The sequence below is a fragment of the Bermanella marisrubri genome, from assembly GCF_012295615.1.
Taxonomy (GTDB): domain Bacteria; phylum Pseudomonadota; class Gammaproteobacteria; order Pseudomonadales; family Oceanobacteraceae; genus Bermanella; species Bermanella marisrubri.
Window position 1 is genome coordinate 834,107 of record NZ_CP051183.1, and the last position, 18,369, is coordinate 852,475.

General features: G+C 44.4%; 19 protein-coding genes. 7 read left to right on the plus strand and 12 right to left on the minus strand.

The window, feature by feature from the left end:
* Positions 1-48 precede the first annotated feature (48 nt).
* The 6 genes from mreC to HF888_RS03795 are packed head-to-tail and all read left to right on the plus strand — an operon-like array spanning position 49 to position 8,105.
* The gene (gene mreC, locus HF888_RS03770) at positions 49-894 is read left to right on the plus strand and encodes a rod shape-determining protein MreC (protein WP_040298185.1); all 846 of its coding nucleotides are present in this window, start codon (positions 49-51) and stop codon (positions 892-894) included.
* Positions 894-1,361 carry a rod shape-determining protein MreD gene (mreD, locus tag HF888_RS03775; RefSeq protein WP_007018970.1) on the plus strand — a complete coding sequence of 156 codons (468 nt, stop codon included), beginning with the start codon at positions 894-896 and terminating at the stop codon, positions 1,359-1,361. The genes mreC and mreD overlap by 1 nt, the downstream gene beginning before the upstream one ends.
* A 2-nt stretch (positions 1,362-1,363) precedes the next feature.
* Positions 1,364-1,933 carry a Maf family protein gene (locus HF888_RS03780; RefSeq protein WP_007018969.1) on the plus strand — a complete coding sequence of 190 codons (570 nt, stop codon included), beginning with the start codon at positions 1,364-1,366 and terminating at the stop codon, positions 1,931-1,933.
* Between the two features lie 35 nt (positions 1,934-1,968).
* Positions 1,969-3,444, plus strand: coding sequence for a ribonuclease G (gene rng / locus HF888_RS03785; RefSeq protein ID WP_007018968.1), 1,476 nt, complete (start codon positions 1,969-1,971; stop codon positions 3,442-3,444).
* Positions 3,445-3,447: 3 nt separating this feature from the next.
* The gene (locus tag HF888_RS03790) at positions 3,448-7,281 is read left to right on the plus strand and encodes a YhdP family protein (RefSeq protein ID WP_007018967.1); all 3,834 of its coding nucleotides are present in this window, start codon (positions 3,448-3,450) and stop codon (positions 7,279-7,281) included.
* Entirely contained in the window at positions 7,281-8,105 is an 825-nt protein-coding gene (locus HF888_RS03795; protein WP_007018966.1) for a carbon-nitrogen hydrolase family protein, read from the plus strand. Before HF888_RS03790 ends, HF888_RS03795 begins: the two co-directional genes overlap by 1 nt.
* Before the next feature lie 52 nt (positions 8,106-8,157).
* On the opposite strand, the gene yjgA is transcribed toward HF888_RS03795, so the two are convergent.
* The 12 genes from yjgA to HF888_RS03855 all read right to left on the minus strand — a co-directional run bounded on the left by yjgA (position 8,158) and on the right by HF888_RS03855 (position 17,909).
* Entirely contained in the window at positions 8,158-8,697 is a 540-nt protein-coding gene (gene yjgA, locus HF888_RS03800; RefSeq protein WP_007018965.1) for a ribosome biogenesis factor YjgA, read from the minus strand.
* Between the two features lie 276 nt (positions 8,698-8,973).
* Positions 8,974-10,329, minus strand: a complete 1,356-nt coding sequence (gene mgtE / locus HF888_RS03805; protein WP_007018964.1) for a magnesium transporter — start codon at positions 10,327-10,329, stop codon at positions 8,974-8,976.
* Positions 10,330-10,416: 87 nt separating this feature from the next.
* Positions 10,417-10,686 (minus strand): HPr family phosphocarrier protein, encoded by a 270-nt coding sequence (locus tag HF888_RS03810; RefSeq protein ID WP_040298200.1) that lies wholly within the window; start codon positions 10,684-10,686, stop codon positions 10,417-10,419.
* A gap of 96 nt (positions 10,687-10,782) precedes the next feature.
* A complete protein-coding gene (rapZ, locus tag HF888_RS03815) occupies positions 10,783-11,637 on the minus strand; it encodes an RNase adapter RapZ (RefSeq protein WP_007018962.1) in 855 nt (284 codons plus the stop codon).
* A 42-nt stretch (positions 11,638-11,679) separates the two neighbouring features.
* Positions 11,680-12,132: a PTS IIA-like nitrogen regulatory protein PtsN gene (ptsN, locus tag HF888_RS03820; protein ID WP_007018961.1), complete on the minus strand. Its 453-nt coding sequence runs from the start codon at positions 12,130-12,132 to the stop codon at positions 11,680-11,682.
* A 10-nt stretch (positions 12,133-12,142) separates the two neighbouring features.
* Entirely contained in the window at positions 12,143-12,448 is a 306-nt protein-coding gene (gene hpf, locus HF888_RS03825; protein ID WP_007018960.1) for a ribosome hibernation-promoting factor, HPF/YfiA family, read from the minus strand.
* 108 nt (positions 12,449-12,556) lie between these two features.
* On the minus strand, positions 12,557-14,059 hold the full coding sequence (locus HF888_RS03830; RefSeq protein WP_007018959.1) for an RNA polymerase factor sigma-54: 1,503 nt from the start codon (positions 14,057-14,059) through the stop codon (positions 12,557-12,559).
* Between the two features lie 111 nt (positions 14,060-14,170).
* Positions 14,171-14,896 (minus strand): LPS export ABC transporter ATP-binding protein, encoded by a 726-nt coding sequence (gene lptB, locus HF888_RS03835; protein ID WP_007018958.1) that lies wholly within the window; start codon positions 14,894-14,896, stop codon positions 14,171-14,173.
* A gap of 1 nt (position 14,897) precedes the next feature.
* The gene (lptA, locus tag HF888_RS03840; protein ID WP_007018957.1) at positions 14,898-15,419 is read right to left on the minus strand and encodes a lipopolysaccharide transport periplasmic protein LptA; all 522 of its coding nucleotides are present in this window, start codon (positions 15,417-15,419) and stop codon (positions 14,898-14,900) included.
* Entirely contained in the window at positions 15,400-15,969 is a 570-nt protein-coding gene (gene lptC / locus HF888_RS03845; protein ID WP_007018956.1) for an LPS export ABC transporter periplasmic protein LptC, read from the minus strand. Before lptC ends, lptA begins: the two co-directional genes overlap by 20 nt.
* Positions 15,969-16,937 (minus strand): KpsF/GutQ family sugar-phosphate isomerase, encoded by a 969-nt coding sequence (locus tag HF888_RS03850; RefSeq protein WP_007018955.1) that lies wholly within the window; start codon positions 16,935-16,937, stop codon positions 15,969-15,971. Before HF888_RS03850 ends, lptC begins: the two co-directional genes overlap by 1 nt.
* 15 nt (positions 16,938-16,952) lie before the next feature.
* On the minus strand, positions 16,953-17,909 hold the full coding sequence (locus tag HF888_RS03855; RefSeq protein ID WP_007018954.1) for a calcium/sodium antiporter: 957 nt from the start codon (positions 17,907-17,909) through the stop codon (positions 16,953-16,955).
* 212 nt (positions 17,910-18,121) lie between these two features.
* On the opposite strand from HF888_RS03855, the gene HF888_RS03860 reads away from it, so the two are divergent.
* Positions 18,122-18,364, plus strand: a complete 243-nt coding sequence (locus tag HF888_RS03860) for a BolA family protein (protein WP_007018953.1) — start codon at positions 18,122-18,124, stop codon at positions 18,362-18,364.
* Positions 18,365-18,369 lie beyond the last annotated feature (5 nt).

Below are 18,369 nucleotides of genomic sequence, written 5' to 3' on the forward strand. Positions count from 1 at the left end.
TTTCACTAACTGCATCGCTGTTTTTGAAAGGAGTTCCCCATTAAAGGTATTTTCTCGTCTGGTCCGACGTTAGGCTATCGTCTTATTTTGTCGGCATTCATCTGCTTGGTTTTATTGCTCGCGGATAGGCATCTTGCGCCTACCGTTCACTTGCGTAACGCCCTCGGCTTTTTTGTCACTCCCGTTCACTGGGTTGCCGGTTTACCAATGCAATTGGGGTTGTGGGCGGAGGAATCTACGGTATCTCGCACCGAGCTTTTAGATGAAAATCGACGCTTAAAAAATGAAGCCTTGGTTTTAAAGCAGAAAGTGCAACAAATGGTCTCGTTGCGAGCAGAAAATAATCGATTGCGCGAACTGCTTAATGCGTCCGAGCAATTGGACGATGATGTACTCGTTGCTGAGCTCATAGGTGTTGACCCAGATCCTTATACTCATGAGGTGATTTTAAACAAAGGCTCAGAACAAGGGGTTTTTGTGGGGCAGCCAATCTTAGATGCGCAAGGTCTGATGGGGCAGGTGATTGAAGTATTGCCTTATACCAGTCGTGTTCTGTTACTGGCCGATAGCAATCATGCCATTCCGGTTCAAGTTAATCGTAATGGTCTGCGCAGTATTGTTGTCGGGACCGGAAAATTAGACGAATTGGCTTTGGTTTATGTGCCAGATACGGCAGATATTCGAAAAGGCGATTTGTTAGTCAGTTCAGGCTTAGGCAGTCGATACCCCAAGGGCTACCCTGTGGCCGAAATCACCAAAGTTGAACACGACCCTGGAGAGCCATTTGCTATCGTACGAGCCAAACCTACCGCATTCTTGGATCGTTCGCGCTATCTGCTGATGGTGTTCTCTGCTGAAAGTCGTTTGCCCACTATCGAATCGGAGGGTCTGTAATGAACGCCTATGCTGTCATTTTGCCTACCTTCTTTTTAGCGTTCGTCCTGTCGGTTTTACCCTTTCCGCGTTTGATTGACTTCATTCGCCCCGAATGGGTCGCCATGACTCTTATTTTTTGGTGTGTACTAAGCCCTGGTCGCGCTGGCATCTTCCTTGGCTTTTTTATGGGGTTACTTTTTGATGTGCTTCATGGCCAGCTATTGGGGCAAAGTGCTCTAGCGCTAAGCGTGCTGGGGTATTTATGCGCTTTAATGCAATCAAGAATGCGTATTTATAACCCGTTACAGCAAAGCTTTATGGTATTCGTCATGGTTGGCTTATATCTTTTAATGAGTTTCTGGATCGAATCCCTGATGGGGGTTGATCGTAAGACAGCTTTGTTATGGCCCAGTGTGGGGAGTGCTCTTATTTGGCCGCTTTGGTACAACTTGCTATTTGCTATACGACAGTTCTTTAGGGCGTAGCAATGGCAGATCTGATATTGGCGTCCGCATCACCCCGTCGAAAAGAATTATTACAGCAAATAGGGGTCAATATTGCTATAAGGCCTGTTGACATTGATGAAACCGTTTTGGCAAACGAAAGCGCTAAAGACTATGTCGTGCGTTTGGCTAGAGAGAAGGCTGAAGCTTGCCATGAGCAAGAGCGACCTGTGTTGGGCAGTGATACATGTGTTGTTGTTGACGATGAAATTTTGGGTAAGCCGCAAAGCAAGGAAGCCGCTATCGCCATGTTAACAAGACTATCCGGGCGTAGTCATGAGGTATTTAGTGGCGTTGCGATTCGTCAAGGTACGCGGCTCGATGTACGTTATGTTGCCACTAGGGTGACCTTTAAGACGTTAACAGCCGCACAAATAGAGGCCTACGTGGCCACTGAAGAGCCTATGGACAAAGCAGGTTCGTATGGTATTCAGGGTATGGGTGCCGTATTGGTCGAGCGTATCCACGGAAGTTTTAGTAACGTGGTGGGATTGCCGCTTGAGACGGTAGCCGCCATGCTAGACAGTTTTAGTGTGCCTTATTGGCAAACTTGATTTTATGACCCAGTTAGCTGGGTAGAGTAGTGACCATGAATACGGAAATCTTATTAAATGTAACCCCCACAGAGACTCGAATGGGTCTTGTGGAAAACGGGGTATTGCAGGAAGTTAGTATCGAACGCAGTAACCGTCGCGGTATCGTTGGCAATATCTACAAAGGTAAAGTCGTGCGTGTCTTGCCCGGTATGCAAGCTGCATTTGTTGACGTAGGTTTAGAGCGCGCCGCTTTTATACACGCAGCAGATATTCATGGTCCGGCGAAAGATAGTGAGGCAGCCAAGCGCCAGCCGGATGCTATCACTAGTTTGGTGCATGAGGGCCAAAGCCTTGTAGTGCAAGTGACAAAAGATCCCATAGGTACCAAAGGGGCGCGACTTACGACGCATCTTTCAATTCCCTCCCGTTATCTCGTATTTATGCCGTACTCTCAGCATGTAGGAATCAGCCAACGAATTGAAGACGAGGGGGAGCGTGATCGCCTACGGAAATTAGTGTTGTCCTGTATGGAAGCGGAAGGTTTAAGTGATGAGTGCGGTTTTATTCTTCGTACTGCTGCTGAAGGTGCCGGAGAAGATGAAATTCTTATGGATACCCGCTACTTGCAGCGCGTTTGGGGTAAAGTTCAGGAGCGTATGAAATCTGCGGACGCTCCAAGTGTGATTTACGAAGAGTTACCGCTGCATTTACGTACATTCCGCGATTTTATTCGCCCTGAGGTGGATAAAGTATTAATTGATAGTCGTGAAAACTTTTCAAAGGCGCAGGAATTTGCGCAATCGTTCGTGCCGGAAGTCGAGAATAAATTGGAGTATTATCCTGGCGAACGTCCCATTTTCGATTTGTATGCGGTTGAAGATGAAATTCAAAAGGCGCTTGAGCGCAAAGTCCAATTAAAATCAGGGGGCTACCTGATTATTGATCAAACTGAAGCCATGACCACCATTGATGTGAATACGGGTGGGTTTGTTGGTCATCGTAATTTAGAAGAAACCATTTTCAAAACTAACCTTGAAGCAGCCACCGTCATTGGTCGTCAATTAAGACTGCGTAATCTTGGCGGTATTATCATTCTAGATTTTATCGATATGGAGGATGTGGAGCATCAGCGTCAAGTCCTTCGGATGCTAGAAAAAGTATTAGAAAAAGATCACGCGAAAACCAAAATCTCCCAAGTATCGGAGTTGGGTTTGGTTGAAATGACGCGCAAACGTACCCGAGAAAGCTTGGGGCAAATGATTTGTGAACCCTGTCATCACTGTGACGGTCGCGGCACTATTAAAACTGCGGAAACCATTTGCTATGAGATCTTTCGAGAGCTTTTAAGAGAAGCCCGTGCGTATGATGCTAACGGTTATTTAGTATTAGCGTCACAAGGTGTTATTGATCTCTTCCTTGATGAAGAAAGCCAAAGTCTAGCGGACCTTGAAAACTTTATTGGCAAGACTATCAAGTTGCAAGTGGAGCCTTTATACAGTCAAGAGCAGTACGACGTTATACTACAATAGACTATGAAACGAACGGTTCTCAAGCAAAGCTTAAATTCTCTGAACCTGTTTCTGGTGGCTGCCTTTTTATTGATGGCATTATACAGTGCCATCGGTCAACAGGTGTTTCCATACATTGGTCAGTATCGTCAGAATTTGGAGCAGTTTTTAAGCGAGCAATTAAACTCTCAGGTTGATATACGTAGCTTATCTGGCGATATGAATGTTCTCGTACCTTCTATTCAAATGGAAGGTATAACGATCGCTGGGAAAAGTGCACGTCAAGCAAACCTATCTATAGCGTCTATTGATGCCGTACTGAATCCTCGTTTAAGTTTAATCAATCTAAAACCAGTATTTGATCGTGTACGTTTATCCGGCCTGTACTTGTCTCTTGGTGATGGAGAGCCCACAGACTCGCAAAATAACCCTGTGGGCTTAAAGTCACTCATCCAAAACTTATTGTTACAGCAGTATCTTGAACTAAATAATGTCACTGTTGATTTTGGAGATGGTCGTACAGTTGAATTGGATCATGTTGTAATGACGGGGGATGGATTCCATCGTCTGATGACAGGCAGTGTGGTTTATGGTGAAGAAAAATCTATTAGAGCAAGTTTACAGCTATATAGTGAAGGCGACCCATGGGATCTATCTCAATTTTATGCGCGTGGTAATCTAGATGTTGCAAACGCTGATGTGGCTTACTGGTTAAAAAATCTATTTGATTTAAGTACTTTCGAATCGTTTTCTCCTTCCATGAACTTAGGTTTTGAGTTTAAAGAAGGTCTACTTAATTATGCTAAATTCAATGTGTCTAGCCCTCGTGTTGAGATGCAAGATTATGCAAACTTAAAAGCGGTGAATACCCAATTCTGGGTTAAACAGCTGAGTTTAAATAGTTGGTCGATTTGGTTTGATAAAGCCAAATTTAATCTTAAGCAAGAACCTTGGCAGTTTGAAAACTTTGGCCTTAATTTAAGTCGAAAAGGACAAGATAATCGCTGGCAATATTATATTCAAGATATCGAATTGAGTTACCTCGAAAATCTGCTTTATGATTTGGAGTTGATGCCCGAAACATTGGATGAGACCTTAGATAGTTTACGACCGCAGGGTAACTTACGAGATGCGAATTTAATTGTTAATCAGTCTCCTAGTAAGGAGACGCAATACAATTTCGTTGCACGTTTAAACGATATTCAACTTAATCCTTACAAGGGCGCACCCGGTATCAAACATGTGTCCGGTGTTGTTGCAGCCAACAAGGATGGGGGGCGTGTACAGTTTGAGAGTGATGGTGCTCAGTTTAATTTTGCTAATATCTATGAACAAGCTTTGGCGAGTACAACAAGCAAAGGGCAAGTAGATTGGCGTATTGATCAGAAGTCCATTCGAGTCACATCACAAGATCTCAATATTCAGCTAGCTGATCTTGGAAGAGTAAGTGGCGGTTTTGATTTGCTACTGAATAAAGCGTCGCCTGCCAATGATCAGTTATTACTTAATTTAGCTCTCTCTAACGTTCCGGTTGCAGCTCACAAGCGTTTGGTTCCTAAAATAGCAGGTGAAAATCTTACGAATTGGTTGGATGGAGCATTACTGGGCGGCACAATTCAAAATGGACAATTGCTATTGTTGAGCGAACTGCAAGAGAGTGATTCGCAGCTTCAGCTCGAACTACTGCTAAACGCCAGAGAAGGGCGTTTACGCTATATGGACGAGTGGCCCTCAGTGCAAGATATCCATGGTTCCGTATGGGTGCAAAACAGTAAAGTGTTGGGTCGTTTTGAACAGGGTCAATCACTTGGTGGCGAATTGTCAAACGTCTCGTTGAGCTATGACGCCGAAGAAAATTGGCTAGCTATCTCCTCTGGGGTCAAGGGTGACAGCGAGGAATTACTAGCTTACTTTCAGGACACCCCTCTGAAAAAAGTAGTCAACGAGCAGTTGCAAGATTGGTCAATAACTGGGCAACACGAGACCCAATTAGGGTTATTTATTCCGCTAGATGAAGGCGAACCCATTGTCGATGTAGCAACACAAATAAAACAATCTGATTTATCGTTGCAGGGTTTGATATTTGAACAAACCGCTGGAAGTATTTACTACAGCAGTTCGCAAGGACTAAGCAGTAATTCAATTGATACTCGACTATGGCAGGAAGATGTTCGATTGAATATTGTCAGTGATGTGAGTGAATCTGGTTTCTCACCAGAAATTCGGTTTGATGGGACTGCCAATATGAAAGGTCTAAAACAATGGCTTAGTTTGTCGTTGCTCACTCCTATCGAAGGTCGCACGAATGTTTCTGGTAGTTTTTATATTAATCGGTTGCAAGATGGCTTTACAGGAATCGAATTATCTTCCCAACTTAAAGGCCTCAAAGTGGACGCACCTAAGCCTTACGGTAAGGTCGAAAATGATGAAAAGCCGTTAAAACTGAGTTACCGCTTAAATGACCGCCAAGAGTTTCGTTTAAGCTATGCGGATAAATTAAGTTTGGCCATGTTGCTCAAAGATCAAAGCATTTTTAGTGGTCAAGTTTATCTAGGTGCGACCGAAGCCTATATCCCAACCAGTCAGGGTTTATTGGTAGAGGGACATTTAAGTCATATACCTTTGGATCAATGGCAGCAAACATGGAGGTCAATTGATAGCGCGTCGTCAAATGATACTCAGGTTCAAGCTAACGCATCGTTTATCAAAGAAATCAAAGTCAGCACGGATCGTTTGTCATACAAAGATGATCATGTAAAAGACGTTCAGGCTTCTATCCGACCGCAAGCGAAAGGTTGGCGCCTGGATGTGACTTCTCCAATTATCACGGGCCGTATTGATTACGAGTCCGACCAACCGTTGAATCTAGATCTTGACTATATTCACTGGCCTGCCACCGTTAATAGTGAAAAAATTGACCTTGAGCCACAGGAAGATTTGTTTACCAATATTGATCCCAAACAAGTGCCGGCCCTGCGGTTGTCCGTAGATGAAATTTTTGTGGGGCCCACTAATTACGGAAGTTGGTCTCTCGATTTAGATAGTGATGGGCAGCAAATTTTTATTAATAATATTGATGGCTTTATTAAAAAGTTATCAGTGAAAGGGTCTGCTCAGTGGCAAAAAGCAAGGGCAAATCAACCGCCATTGACCTCTGTTGACTTAAGGCTGGCCTCCAATGATGTTGCTGGTATACAAGCCGCTTGGCGTACTAAACCGGTTATGGATGCAGATTCTGCTGATGCGCAATTAATCGTTAACTGGCAGGGCTCTCCCCTACAATTTAATAATGAAACATTAAATGGCTCTACCACTATACGCCTTCGAGACGGACTATTTATGGAAACAGGCGATACGGGGGCATTGAATGCATTTGGAATTTTAAATTTTGCTGCTATCGGACGTCGTTTGCGTTTGGATTTTTCTGATCTATACCAATCAGGTATACATTTTGATTCGGTGGATGTGAAAGCGAATATTGATAACGGTTTGATTCGAATTGTGGATACTTTGGATATTAATGGCCCGGCTGCAGATTTCTCTGCAAGTGGTACCGTTAACCTTAATACCAAGGAATTGAATCAGCAATTATCGGTGACGTTCCCAGTTACAAGTAGCCTGCCTTTCGTTGCCATTTTAGCGGGATTTGCTCCACCTGTAGCAGCGTCGTTATTTTTCGGCGAAAAAATCGTAGGTGACGAAATTGAAAAATTTACCAGTGCCACCTATGACGTAAAAGGTACATGGGACAAACCAAAGTTATCTTTACGTAAGCGCTTTGATAACGAAATAGAAGGCAAACAAGATAAAGGCTTTTGGTTCCGCATGAAACGTTTCTTCGGATTAGGTGATGAGTGATGACGCAAACTGTGATTACCGTCGGCTTGGTACAGATGACCAGTGGCAAAGCAGTCCAACCTAATTTACGAGCAGCAGAGGCTGCGATAAAGCGCTGTGTAGAACAAGGCGCCACTACCGTTTTACTTCCTGAAATGTTTGTTTGCTTGGGAGTAAAGAATCAAGTGGAGATCGCACAAACTCAATGTCAGAAAGGGGGGCCTGTCCGCTCTCAATTATCTGCTCTTGCAAAGGATTTTAAGGTAAATATTATCGCAGGTTCTATGCCGTTGATGTCCAGCGTTGAAGATAAGGTGTTGGCTGCCTGTTTAGTTTTTGCTGCAGATGGAAGCGAGGTTTGCCAGTACGATAAAGTCCATTTGTTTGATGTAGACGTAAGCGATAATAAGGGTCGTTATCGTGAATCTGATACTTTCATAGCTGGGACTCAAAGTAAGACGGTTAGCCTTGACGGTACTCTGTATGGTTTAAGTGTTTGCTATGATTTGCGTTTTCCCGAATTGTATCAACAGTATCAAAAGCAGTCATGTCAGGTCGTGACCGTACCCTCTGCGTTTACCTATACCACAGGTCAAAAGCATTGGTTGACCTTATTAAAGGCAAGAGCTATTGAAACTCAAAGTTTTGTTATGGCCGCGAATCAGGTGGGCACCCACGAGGATGGACGCATCACCTGGGGGCAATCTATTGTCATCAATCCAGACGGAGAAATAGTGGGCGAGTTAGACAGCGAAAAAGCAGGTGAGTTGGTTGTTGAACTTGATCTTGAACTCTGTCAAAAGATTCGTCAGTCTATGCCATTGTTGAAGCATAAACGATTATGAGTGAAAGGAGTGCCTCTATAATAACCAAGACGGTTTGAGGCACGGACACTTACTACGAAGGATAGTAAGTTTTAATATGTAAAAACAGCTTGCGAGCTGATGCCTTGGCCTTTTTCTCAGACGCTTTTTCTGAGCCTTCTTGTATCAGTTTTTGTTCTTTCACGGCATTGCGTATCAACTGACGTAGTTGCTGCATATCATCTACTTCAAATTCTTCGCAAAAGGCATTTAATGCACTTTGGCCGTCATTGATTAAACGATCGCGCCATTTTTCTTGCTGATGTAAAACGCGATTGAAGGCTTCACTACTAGGATCCAGTAATTCTAATGCGTTTTGAATGGCCTCTACATCTTCCGAACGCATAACTTTTCCTACGTACTGTAAGTGGCGTCGCTTCGCTTCGTTCTTTTTGATGCGTCCCCATTCTGCAATAGCTTCGATCATGGTTGGACTCAAAGGTAGTTTGCTTTGCTGTTGCTTTGGCATTTCACAAATTTGCTTTCCCAAATCTTGCAACGCATGCATCTCACGCTTTACTTGGGATTTACTGGGTCCTAGATATTCTTCTTCGTTTTCGTAATCTTCAGTCATAATTCAATACTCTAGGGCACCTCTAATAAGTCAATTTGACTCTGCAAGACGCCTGTAGTGGTTTCATTCAAGGAAGGCTTCGCCGCGTAATGACGAGTCCTTTCCCAGAAGCCTGACACCGAAGGAAAGTGCTACAGGCCTTGCCCTTTGGGGCCTTTTTCGTGTTCCAATCTCTGTGTTGTGGCATTTCGATTTAACCCGTTAGACCTTCAATACCACGCCTTGATATTGAAACACGATCAAGGCCAGAGCTTAAAGTGACTTGTTAGAGGTGCCCTATAAATAAAATACAGTTGCTAAGCCTAAAAATGCCATAAAGCCAACCACATCGGTTACTGTGGTTAATATCACGCTACCAGCCAAGGCAGGGTCAATACCTAGTTTTTTGAGCAATAACGGGAGTAAGGCACCTGCTAACACCGCGATAATTAAGTTAATGACGATTGCAATGGCAATGATGAGCGAGATTTGTATATCCTGAAACCATATATAAGTCGCTAGAGCGATAATAACGGACCATAATAAACCGTTACTTAAGCCGACAATGAATTCGCGATTTACTAACCAGCCCATGTTACCGGAGTCTAGGTGACCAATTGCCTGGCCGCGAATGACGAGCGTCAATGTCTGACTGCCTGCAATACCACCCATACTAGCAACAATGGGCATGAGCACGGCTAATGCGACGACTTTATCCAATGTATCTTGGAACATACCAATCACGCCGCTGGCAACAAATGCAGTAATTAAATTAATGCCCAACCAAACGGCCCTGCGTCGGCTGGTTTTTAATGCCGGGGCAAACGTATCTTCATCTTCATCTAAACCGGCCATGCTTAAGAGGCTGTGGTCGGCTTCTTCACGTATTACATCAACCACGTCATCGATGGTGATTCGGCCCAAAAGTTTATGCGTGTGACTTTCAACCACTGGAGCAGAAATTAAATCGTGACGCTCAAACAGTTGTGCCACTTGTGTATCGGTAGTTTCAGGATCGATACTGACCACATCTGTACTCATCACCTCGCGCACGGTGGTATCGCCATCACTAACAAGAATCTTATTGATGGGAAGACTACCTATGAATTCATCACGGCGATTAACTACCAACAAGCTATCAGTCATATCAGGCAGACTGCGGTGGCGGCGTAGATAACGTAAGACTACTTCGATAGTAATGTCAGGACGCACCGTAATGGTGTCCGTATTCATCAAACCACCGGCAGTATCTTCTGGATAAGATAAGACCGCTTCTATTCGGTCGCGGTCTTGCTCATCCATGGTGGTGAGTACTTCCTGAGTCACTTTATCAGGAAGATTTTGTAGAACGTCAGCAACGTCATCCGTATCTAGATCAGAAATAGCATTGGCCATTTCTTGTACGGACATCTGGTTTAACAACCAGCTTTGTATTTCGTCACCTAGGTGTTGAAGTACGTCACCTTCGTTCTCTTCGTCGATCAATCCCCACAGCAGTTTACGCTCTTTTGGGGGGGAGGATTCAAGAAGGTGAGCAACATCGGCGGCTTGCAAATCACTGTTGAGGATACGGCGAACTTGAGCCAAAGCACCGCTTTCAAGTGCAGACTCAAGATGTTGTAATTTGCTGTTCTGATATTCGCCTCTGGCCATAGAACTCTATCCTTTCGAGAGGCGGGAATTGTACCGTTAATGTGACAATCTAGCTATGGCTAGTGTATGAAGCCCGACGTTACGAGACTATTCATCCTCGTCAAAACGGTTGTTGATAAGATCCGTTATGGCCTGCATTGCGGCTTTTTCGTCGTCTCCAGAAACATGCAACGTAACTTCACTGCCTTTACTCGCGGCTAGCATCATGACTGACATGATGCTTTTTGCATCCACCTCTTTTCCATTATAGCTGATCTTAATCTTGCTCGTATAAGTGCTACTGGTGGAAACAAGTTTCGCCGCGGCTCGGGCGTGGAGACCGAGCTTGTTAATAATCGTAATGGATTGCTCTAGCATGGGCTGCTGCACGTTTTTCTTTTAATAATTAATAACCATAGCGCAGCCCCAAGCGGTCTGTCTAGCAATGGTGGAAATTGGTTTTAATGGGGCTATTTATGGGTTTAATTCACGATGACGTAATTGAACATTTTGATAGCGCTTTTCATAGGCTTGGTAAAGACGCTCTGTCATGTATACGCTGCGATGTTGGCCCCCAGTGCAGCCGATACTGATGGTCATATATGTGCGGTTATTATTTTGAAACTCTGGTAACCATTTCTGTAGATAATCATCAATATCGCTATACATTTCATTCACAGAAGATTCATCGCTCAGAAAGTCAATGATGGCTTGATCTTGCCCAGTAAAGTGGCGTAACTGAGGGTCCCAGTAAGGATTGGGCAAGCAGCGTACATCAAACACCAAGTCACTGTCTTTTGGTATGCCATGCTTAAACCCAAAAGATTCAAATAGAATCGACATCTCGTTGCTATCTTTGTCCACCACGCGGTTTTTAATCATTGTGCGCAGTTGGTGCATGGATAAATGGGTGGTATCAATGGTGAGGTCTGCCATGTCGGCAATATGATGCAGTAGCTCTACCTCTTTATTTATTGCCTCAAATAAAGGTACATCGGCATCCGTTAGAGGGTGTTTGCGTCGTGTTGCGCTAAACCGAGTGAGCAGAGTGTCCACATGGGCATCTAGATAGATGATCTCCAAGATGCAATCGTTTGGCAGCTGGCTAACGATGTCGGCAAAATTACCTAATTCAGAGCGTATGTTGCGAGCATCAATACTGACGGCCATGCCCACAAGACCGGTGCCCTGCTGATTCGCTTGTTGCATTAAGGTAGGCAATAGCATGACTGGTAGATTGTCAATGCAGTAGAAGCCGAGATCTTCTAGCACATTCAACGCAGTGCTCTTGCCAGAACCGCTGCGTCCACTAATGATGACCAATTTCATGACAAACCTTAATCAGTATGTTTTGCGAACATTAAGAATCTATCAGTGTACCGCAATCTGGTAGAGTTCGCTGGTAGACCGTGCATCTCGCAACCGATTACGAAATGACGATTGGCTAAACTGCTCTGCTAGCATGCTTAGCGTTTTTAAATGCTGTTCATTGGCTTCTTCTGGCACCAATAAAACAAATACAATGTCTACAGGTTGGCGGTCAATGGAATCAAAATCGATAGGTGTTTCCAGCACGAACAAAGCGCCAATAGTTTCATGGCACTCTGCTAGACGTGAATGGGGAATGGCAATGCCTTCTCCAATGCCAGTACTGCCCAACTTCTCTCGTGCGATAAGACGCTCATAAATTTCACTAGGGTCTGCATCTTGGATGCTGTCCGCTAGGAATTGACTAATATGTTGCATCAATCGTTTTTTACTGGTGCAAGTGGCACCCCATTGGGTGCGCTCTGACGTTAGAATTTGAGCAATACTCGAAGACATATGGATTAAATTAGTGGCTATTTCCGTGACGGTGATTAACCATCTTCTCTTTATGTTTTATTAATTGACGGTCTAGTTTATCGGTTAGGCCATCAATGGCGGCATACATGTTTTCATTATCGGCATTGGCGTGTAATTCGGCGCCAGCCGCATGGACGGTCGCTTCGGCTTTTTGTACGAGCTTCTCAACGGTCAATGTTACTTGAACATTGGTGATATTATCAAAGTGTCTTTCCAGCTTCTCGACTTTTGAATGAACATAGTCGCGAAGGGCGTCAGTCACTTCTACATGGTGTCCGCTGATATTGATTTGCATATATGTAGCTCCTACTGTCGGCACCCAAAGGGTGCGTTAATGTGCTGGTAACCTAATCTTAGTATAGGCTACCGGCTAAAACCGGAGACGATTCAAGTCAATTTTTCGTTATACCAACCTCTTGCGTTCATTAGAGGGGGGTATATGCATGGCTTCTCTATATTTGGCCACAGTACGTCTTGCGACTTTGATGCCTTCTTCTTCGAGAACCGCAGCGATTTTACTATCGCTTAATGGCTTTTTAGCGGCTTCGCTGGCGATAAGTTTTTTAATCATTGCGCGGATAGCGGTAGATGAGCATTCGCCACCACTAGTAGTGCTCACATGGCTTGAGAAGAAGTACTTTAACTCATAGATACCTCGTGGTGTGTGCATATATTTTTGTGTGGTGACACGAGATATTGTGGATTCATGCATTTCAACCGCTTCTGCAATATCGTGCAATACAAGAGGTTTCATAGCTTCATCCCCTTCTTCTAAGAAGGCCTGTTGATATTCTACGATTTTGCTAGCAACTTTGAGTAGCGTCTCATTGCGGCTTTGAAGACTCTTTAAGAACCAACGAGCCTCCTGCAAGTGATCTTTGATAAAGTTGTTGTCGCTACTATTATCGGCGCGCTTGACCATGGATGCATAGTGGTCATTGATACGCAGTTTTGGCGCAATTTCGGGATTTAACTCCACGCGCCAATGGCCTTTTACCTGTCGAACAATGACGTCCGGGATGACATATTCACTGGTTTGCGGGGCAATTTGTGAGCCTGGTCGAGGGTTGAGTTCTTGAATACCTCGAATCACAATTTTGAGTTCGTCTTCTTTGACTTTGAGTTTACGCATCAATGCGCTGTAATCTTTACTGCCCAACAGGTCGATGTGATTATCGATAAGTTTCTGTGCAAGATCTAACCATGGGGTGTCTTTTGGTAATTGCTTCAGTTGCAAAGAGAGGCATTCTTGTAAATCTCGTGCGCAAACACCACTGGGCTCAAATTGTTGCAATAGGTGCAGAACTGCTTCAAGTTCATCCAGTTCGATCTCAAGTTCCGGATCAAAACTGGCGAGGATGTCTTCTAGGCTTACTTTTAAGTAACCGTCATCGTCAACCCCTTCAATAATGTTAACGGCTATCATGTGATCGTTGTCGGACATCGGGGTTAGGTTTAATTGCCACAGTAAGTGGTCTTGTAAATCATCTGTGCTGCCGTTGCGGCTGTCAAAATCGAAGTCATCGCCACCGCTGTAGGATTCGCTGCTGCTGGCTGGCGATGCTGAAGCTTGCCATGTGTCATCCCAATCGCTATCTGTGGGCAAGTCGTCGGGAATATTTTCGTTCCAGTCACTATCGGCAGTTGCATCGTCGCCAACGTTTTCCTGTGTTTGGTTTTCGCTGGCTTCGGTGTCTTTATTCTCTGATTGCGATTGTGTTGATTGGTCTTGGGGTGTTTCGCCTTCGTATTCCTCCTCAACGTCCAGTAATGGATTGGAATCCAACGCGTTTTGGATTTCCTGCTGGAGGTCGATGGTTGAAAGCTGAAGTAGTCTAATGGCCTGTTGCAGCTGGGGGGTCATCGTAAGATGTTGACCCATTTTTAATTGCAAGGACGCTTTCATAAATACTGCTTATTATTCCGTGGCAAAAACCAATTCATCTACTATTGAATATACATGAAGTTTGAACCAAGTCTAGACTTATTAGGACGAGGTTTAAACTCCGTAAAATACTCAGAGCTTAAAATCATCGCCCAAATAAATGTCTTTTACTTGCTGGTTTGCGAGTACTTGCTCAGCATTACCTTCGGCGATGATATGCCCATTACCTACGATATAAGCTTTTTCACAGATATCAAGAGTTTCTCTGACATTGTGGTCAGTGATCAGTACCCCTAACCCTCGCTCTTTTAACTGTTTTACGATGCTCTTTATATCGCCGACACTGATGGGATCTACCCCGGCGAAAGGCTCATCTAACAATATAAAAGAGGGTTCCGCAGCTAGGGCGCGCGCGATCTCTACACGACGTCGCTCACCGCCGGATAGAGCCATACCTAAGCTATCACGGATATGCTGAATATGAAATTCATCCAAAAGGCTTTCTAGTTTTTCTTGGCGCTGCTTATTATTTAAATCTTTGCGGGTTTCTAGAATTGCTAAAATATTATTGGCAACGGTTAGCTTGCGAAAGATAGAGGCTTCTTGCGGCAGATATCCGATTCCGCGTTGTGCGCGCCCATGCATAGGTAGATCAGTAATATCTTGGTCATCGATGACAATGCGTCCTTTGTCAGCGTTAACCAGATTTACAATCATATAAAAACAGGTCGTTTTACCGGCGCCATTTGGGCCCAGTAATCCAACAATTTGTCCACTTTCAATGGACATGGATACATCTTCCACCACTTGGCGTGGGCCGTAACTTTTGGCTAGATTTTGTGCTTTTAAAATCGCCATTTTATTCCTTAGTACTTTCGCTGGAATTCTTTTGTTGTTCTGGCTGAATCACCATGCGAATACGCTGATCTTCTTGTGGGCTTTCCGCCTTAACTTTTTGCTGATCAATCAGATAAACAATACGTTCACCACTGAATTCATTACCTTGTTTTTGTAAGCCAGCATTTTTTAACAACGTTAATTGTTTGCTTTTTGTTAGATAAATAATGGTCTCACCATAGGCTTTGGTTTTTTCTTGATCTTGATTTAACACTTGCTCATAGCGCGCGGGTTTGCCTTCCGCTACTACTTGCTTTAGACCCGTTTCATCACGAATGATGGTGACCTTATCGGCTTCAATTTTCAACGAACCCTGGTTTAAGCGCACATTGCCAGTGTAGATTAATTCCCCTTTTGGTTTGTCGAGAAAGGCCTTGTCGCTGGCGATACGGATTTCTTGTTGAGTGTCTTCGGGTAAGGCTTGAACAGCGGCCACCCAAAAACTTAAAACTAAAATCAAGGTATTACTGATGGGATGGATCATGTGAGCCTCTTACCTTGGATATAAACTGAACGGTTTCTTTTTTTAGATCTAGTGTCAGTCCTGTCGATTCGATCAGGGTGTTAGGGTTTTCGATAATAACGTCAGAATCAGTGTTAGCGATTTGTGTATTTAAGTCCATATTGAGTGTTGCGGTTTTCAGACTAAAGCGAGTCGATGCGTCAACTAAAGGTTTAATTGCAACGCGACCGGATAGGCTTAGGTAGCGCTGATTTGTTAATTTGCCAGTTTCAGCTGTCAATCGCCAAAGTTTTTTATCTGCTTGATGGAGTGTAATGTCCGGAGAAATAAACGCTACAATTTCGGCTTGAACATCGGTCGCAGGGAAGTGTTTGGCAGATTTTGCTTTCACGGTTTGTCGTAACTCGCCATTTTCCCCATAATTTTGCAGGTTTAGGTTCTCAACCATAAAATCAGGTTCTAGCTTGGCTTGTTCCTGATCGTGATATTCTTCCCCCTGACGGTCATTAAGAGCCATATAGGCCACGACCGTAAGGGCGATGAGAATAGTGGCAATATAACGCTTGCGCATTAAATAACCCCAGCTCTCAGTAAATCATGCATATTGATGACGCCTGCAACTTTACCGTTTTCAGTGGCAACTAAAGCATTGATTTTCTTCTCTTCCATAACCTGTAGAGCTTCGGCAGCCAAGCGTTCTGGATCAATGGTTGTTACGCCTGTTGTCATGACAGCTTGTACAGGGGTAGTGTGAAAATCAATGTCTTTATCTAATGTGCGACGTAAGTCACCGTCGGTAAAAATACCGCTAAGTTGTCCGTGTTCGTCAATAACGGTTGTCATACCAAGGCCTTTCTGCGTCATTTCGATCAGGGCATCTTTTACGAGGGTATCCGGTTTGACCTGCGGTATCTGACTACCACAGTGCATAATGGTTTTGACTTTCAGCAGCAATTTACGGCCTAAAGAACCACCTGGGTGGGAAAAGGCAAATTGTTCTGCGGTAAAACCACGTGCTTCTAACAAGGCGATAGCAAGCGCATCCCCCATGACGAGGGCCACGGTAGTGCTGGATGTCGGTGCCAAGTCTAGCGGGCAAGCTTCTTTTTCTACACCCACGTTGATGTGGCTATCAGCGCCTGTTGCAAGCGTGGAGGTGTCATTGCCCGTCATAGAAATTAAAGGCACGTTCAAGCGCTTCAACAGCGGAATCAGAGTAGTGACTTCACTGGATTCACCTGAATTAGAAAGCGCAATGACGACGTCTTGCTCGGTAATCATTCCCATGTCGCCGTGGGCGGCTTCACCAGGGTGAACAAAAAATGCAGGGCTACCTGTACTGGCCAGTGTGGCGGCGATTTTATTACCGATATGACCAGACTTACCCATACCGGTTACCACAATGCGGCCTTGGCAATTAAGCAGTAGGTCGCAAGCAGTGTTGAGTGCTTCGTGATTCAGGTTTTTTAATAGCTGATCTACTGCGTCGCGCTCATCGGCAATGGTGCGTTGGATTGATTCGATGTAGTTAAAACTCATGGGCAACTTAATAAACTAATGTTGAACAAATAATAAGCCAAGATAGCTTAGGTAAGCCAGCAGCATGATGGAACCTGCACTGCGGCCAACTCGGCCTCGCTTACGGAATATATAGACAAATGCAATAAGGAAAAGTGTCAATCCCATCATAGCGCCGTAATCTCGGTAAAGCGCATCGCTCTCGACTACTGTCTTAGCGAATAGTCCGGGAATAGGCATGACAGCTAAAAGATTAAAAATATTTGAGCCCACAACATTGCCAATGGCGATATCATGATGGCCCTTCAAGGCACTAGCCACGCTGGCGGCTAGCTCAGGTAAGCTTGTGCCGATGGCGACAATAGTAAGACCAATCACTAGTTCGCTCACGCCCAAGGCAGTAGCCACTTCAACAGCCCCCCAAACCAGAATCTTAGCACTGGCAATCAACGCTACGATACCAATGATTAACCACATAACGCTTTGAGAAGTGCTCATTTGCTCAATGGCTTCGGCTTCTTCCTCTTCTAGTCCGCCGATACCCTGATCATTGCTTTCGTTAAATAGCCAGAATAGCGTGATGATTAAGCAAATAAACATAATGACGCTGTCCATGAAACTAATGGCCAAGTCTTGCAAGGTTAAGCCGGCTATAACGCTGACCAATAGCAAGATAGGCATTTCTTTTTTCAGCATCTTACCCTGAATAGGCAAAGGAGCGATCAATGCAGTAATCCCCAAAACTAAGCCAATATTGGCAATGTTAGAACCCAGAGCATTACCGATTGCTAGACCACCAGCACCATCAATAGCAGCGGTAGTACTGACAAATATTTCTGGAGCGCTGGTACCCAAAGATACAATAGTCATCCCTATTAAGAGCGGCGACATACCAAAGTGACGAGCCGTGGCAGCAGCACCTAAAACGAAGCGGTCTGCGCTCCAAACAAGCACAATAAGACCGATTAAAATGGCCAAAGCAGGATAAAGCATATTAAAAAACTCTATTGATCAATCGTGAAATATGTCCAAACCGGGCATTCTACAGCGTTTTAGACGGCTCACAAGATCCAAGATAAGGCGAGATGATGGCCAAAATCCTGTGTAAAGGCACAAATTTCCCTTTTGCAAATGCTTCATCATAGTTTTCACTTAGCTGTTTCGCTATAATCCTCGCCCCTTAAACTATTCACCCCGGAGTCATCATGAGCCCAGAAGCATTGCAAGAGTTACTAGCAGAGCGTTTATCTGATTGCCAAGTGAGTGTGGATGGTGATGGTTACCAGTATCAAATTACCGTGATCGGTGATGTGTTTGAAGGACTCAACACTGTGAAGCGTCAACAGCATGTGTATGGTGCGTTGAACGATAAGATCACTGATGGAAGCGTTCACGCTGTAACCATAAAAACGTACACGAAAGCCCAATGGGCCGAACAAGAATCCTAATAAAG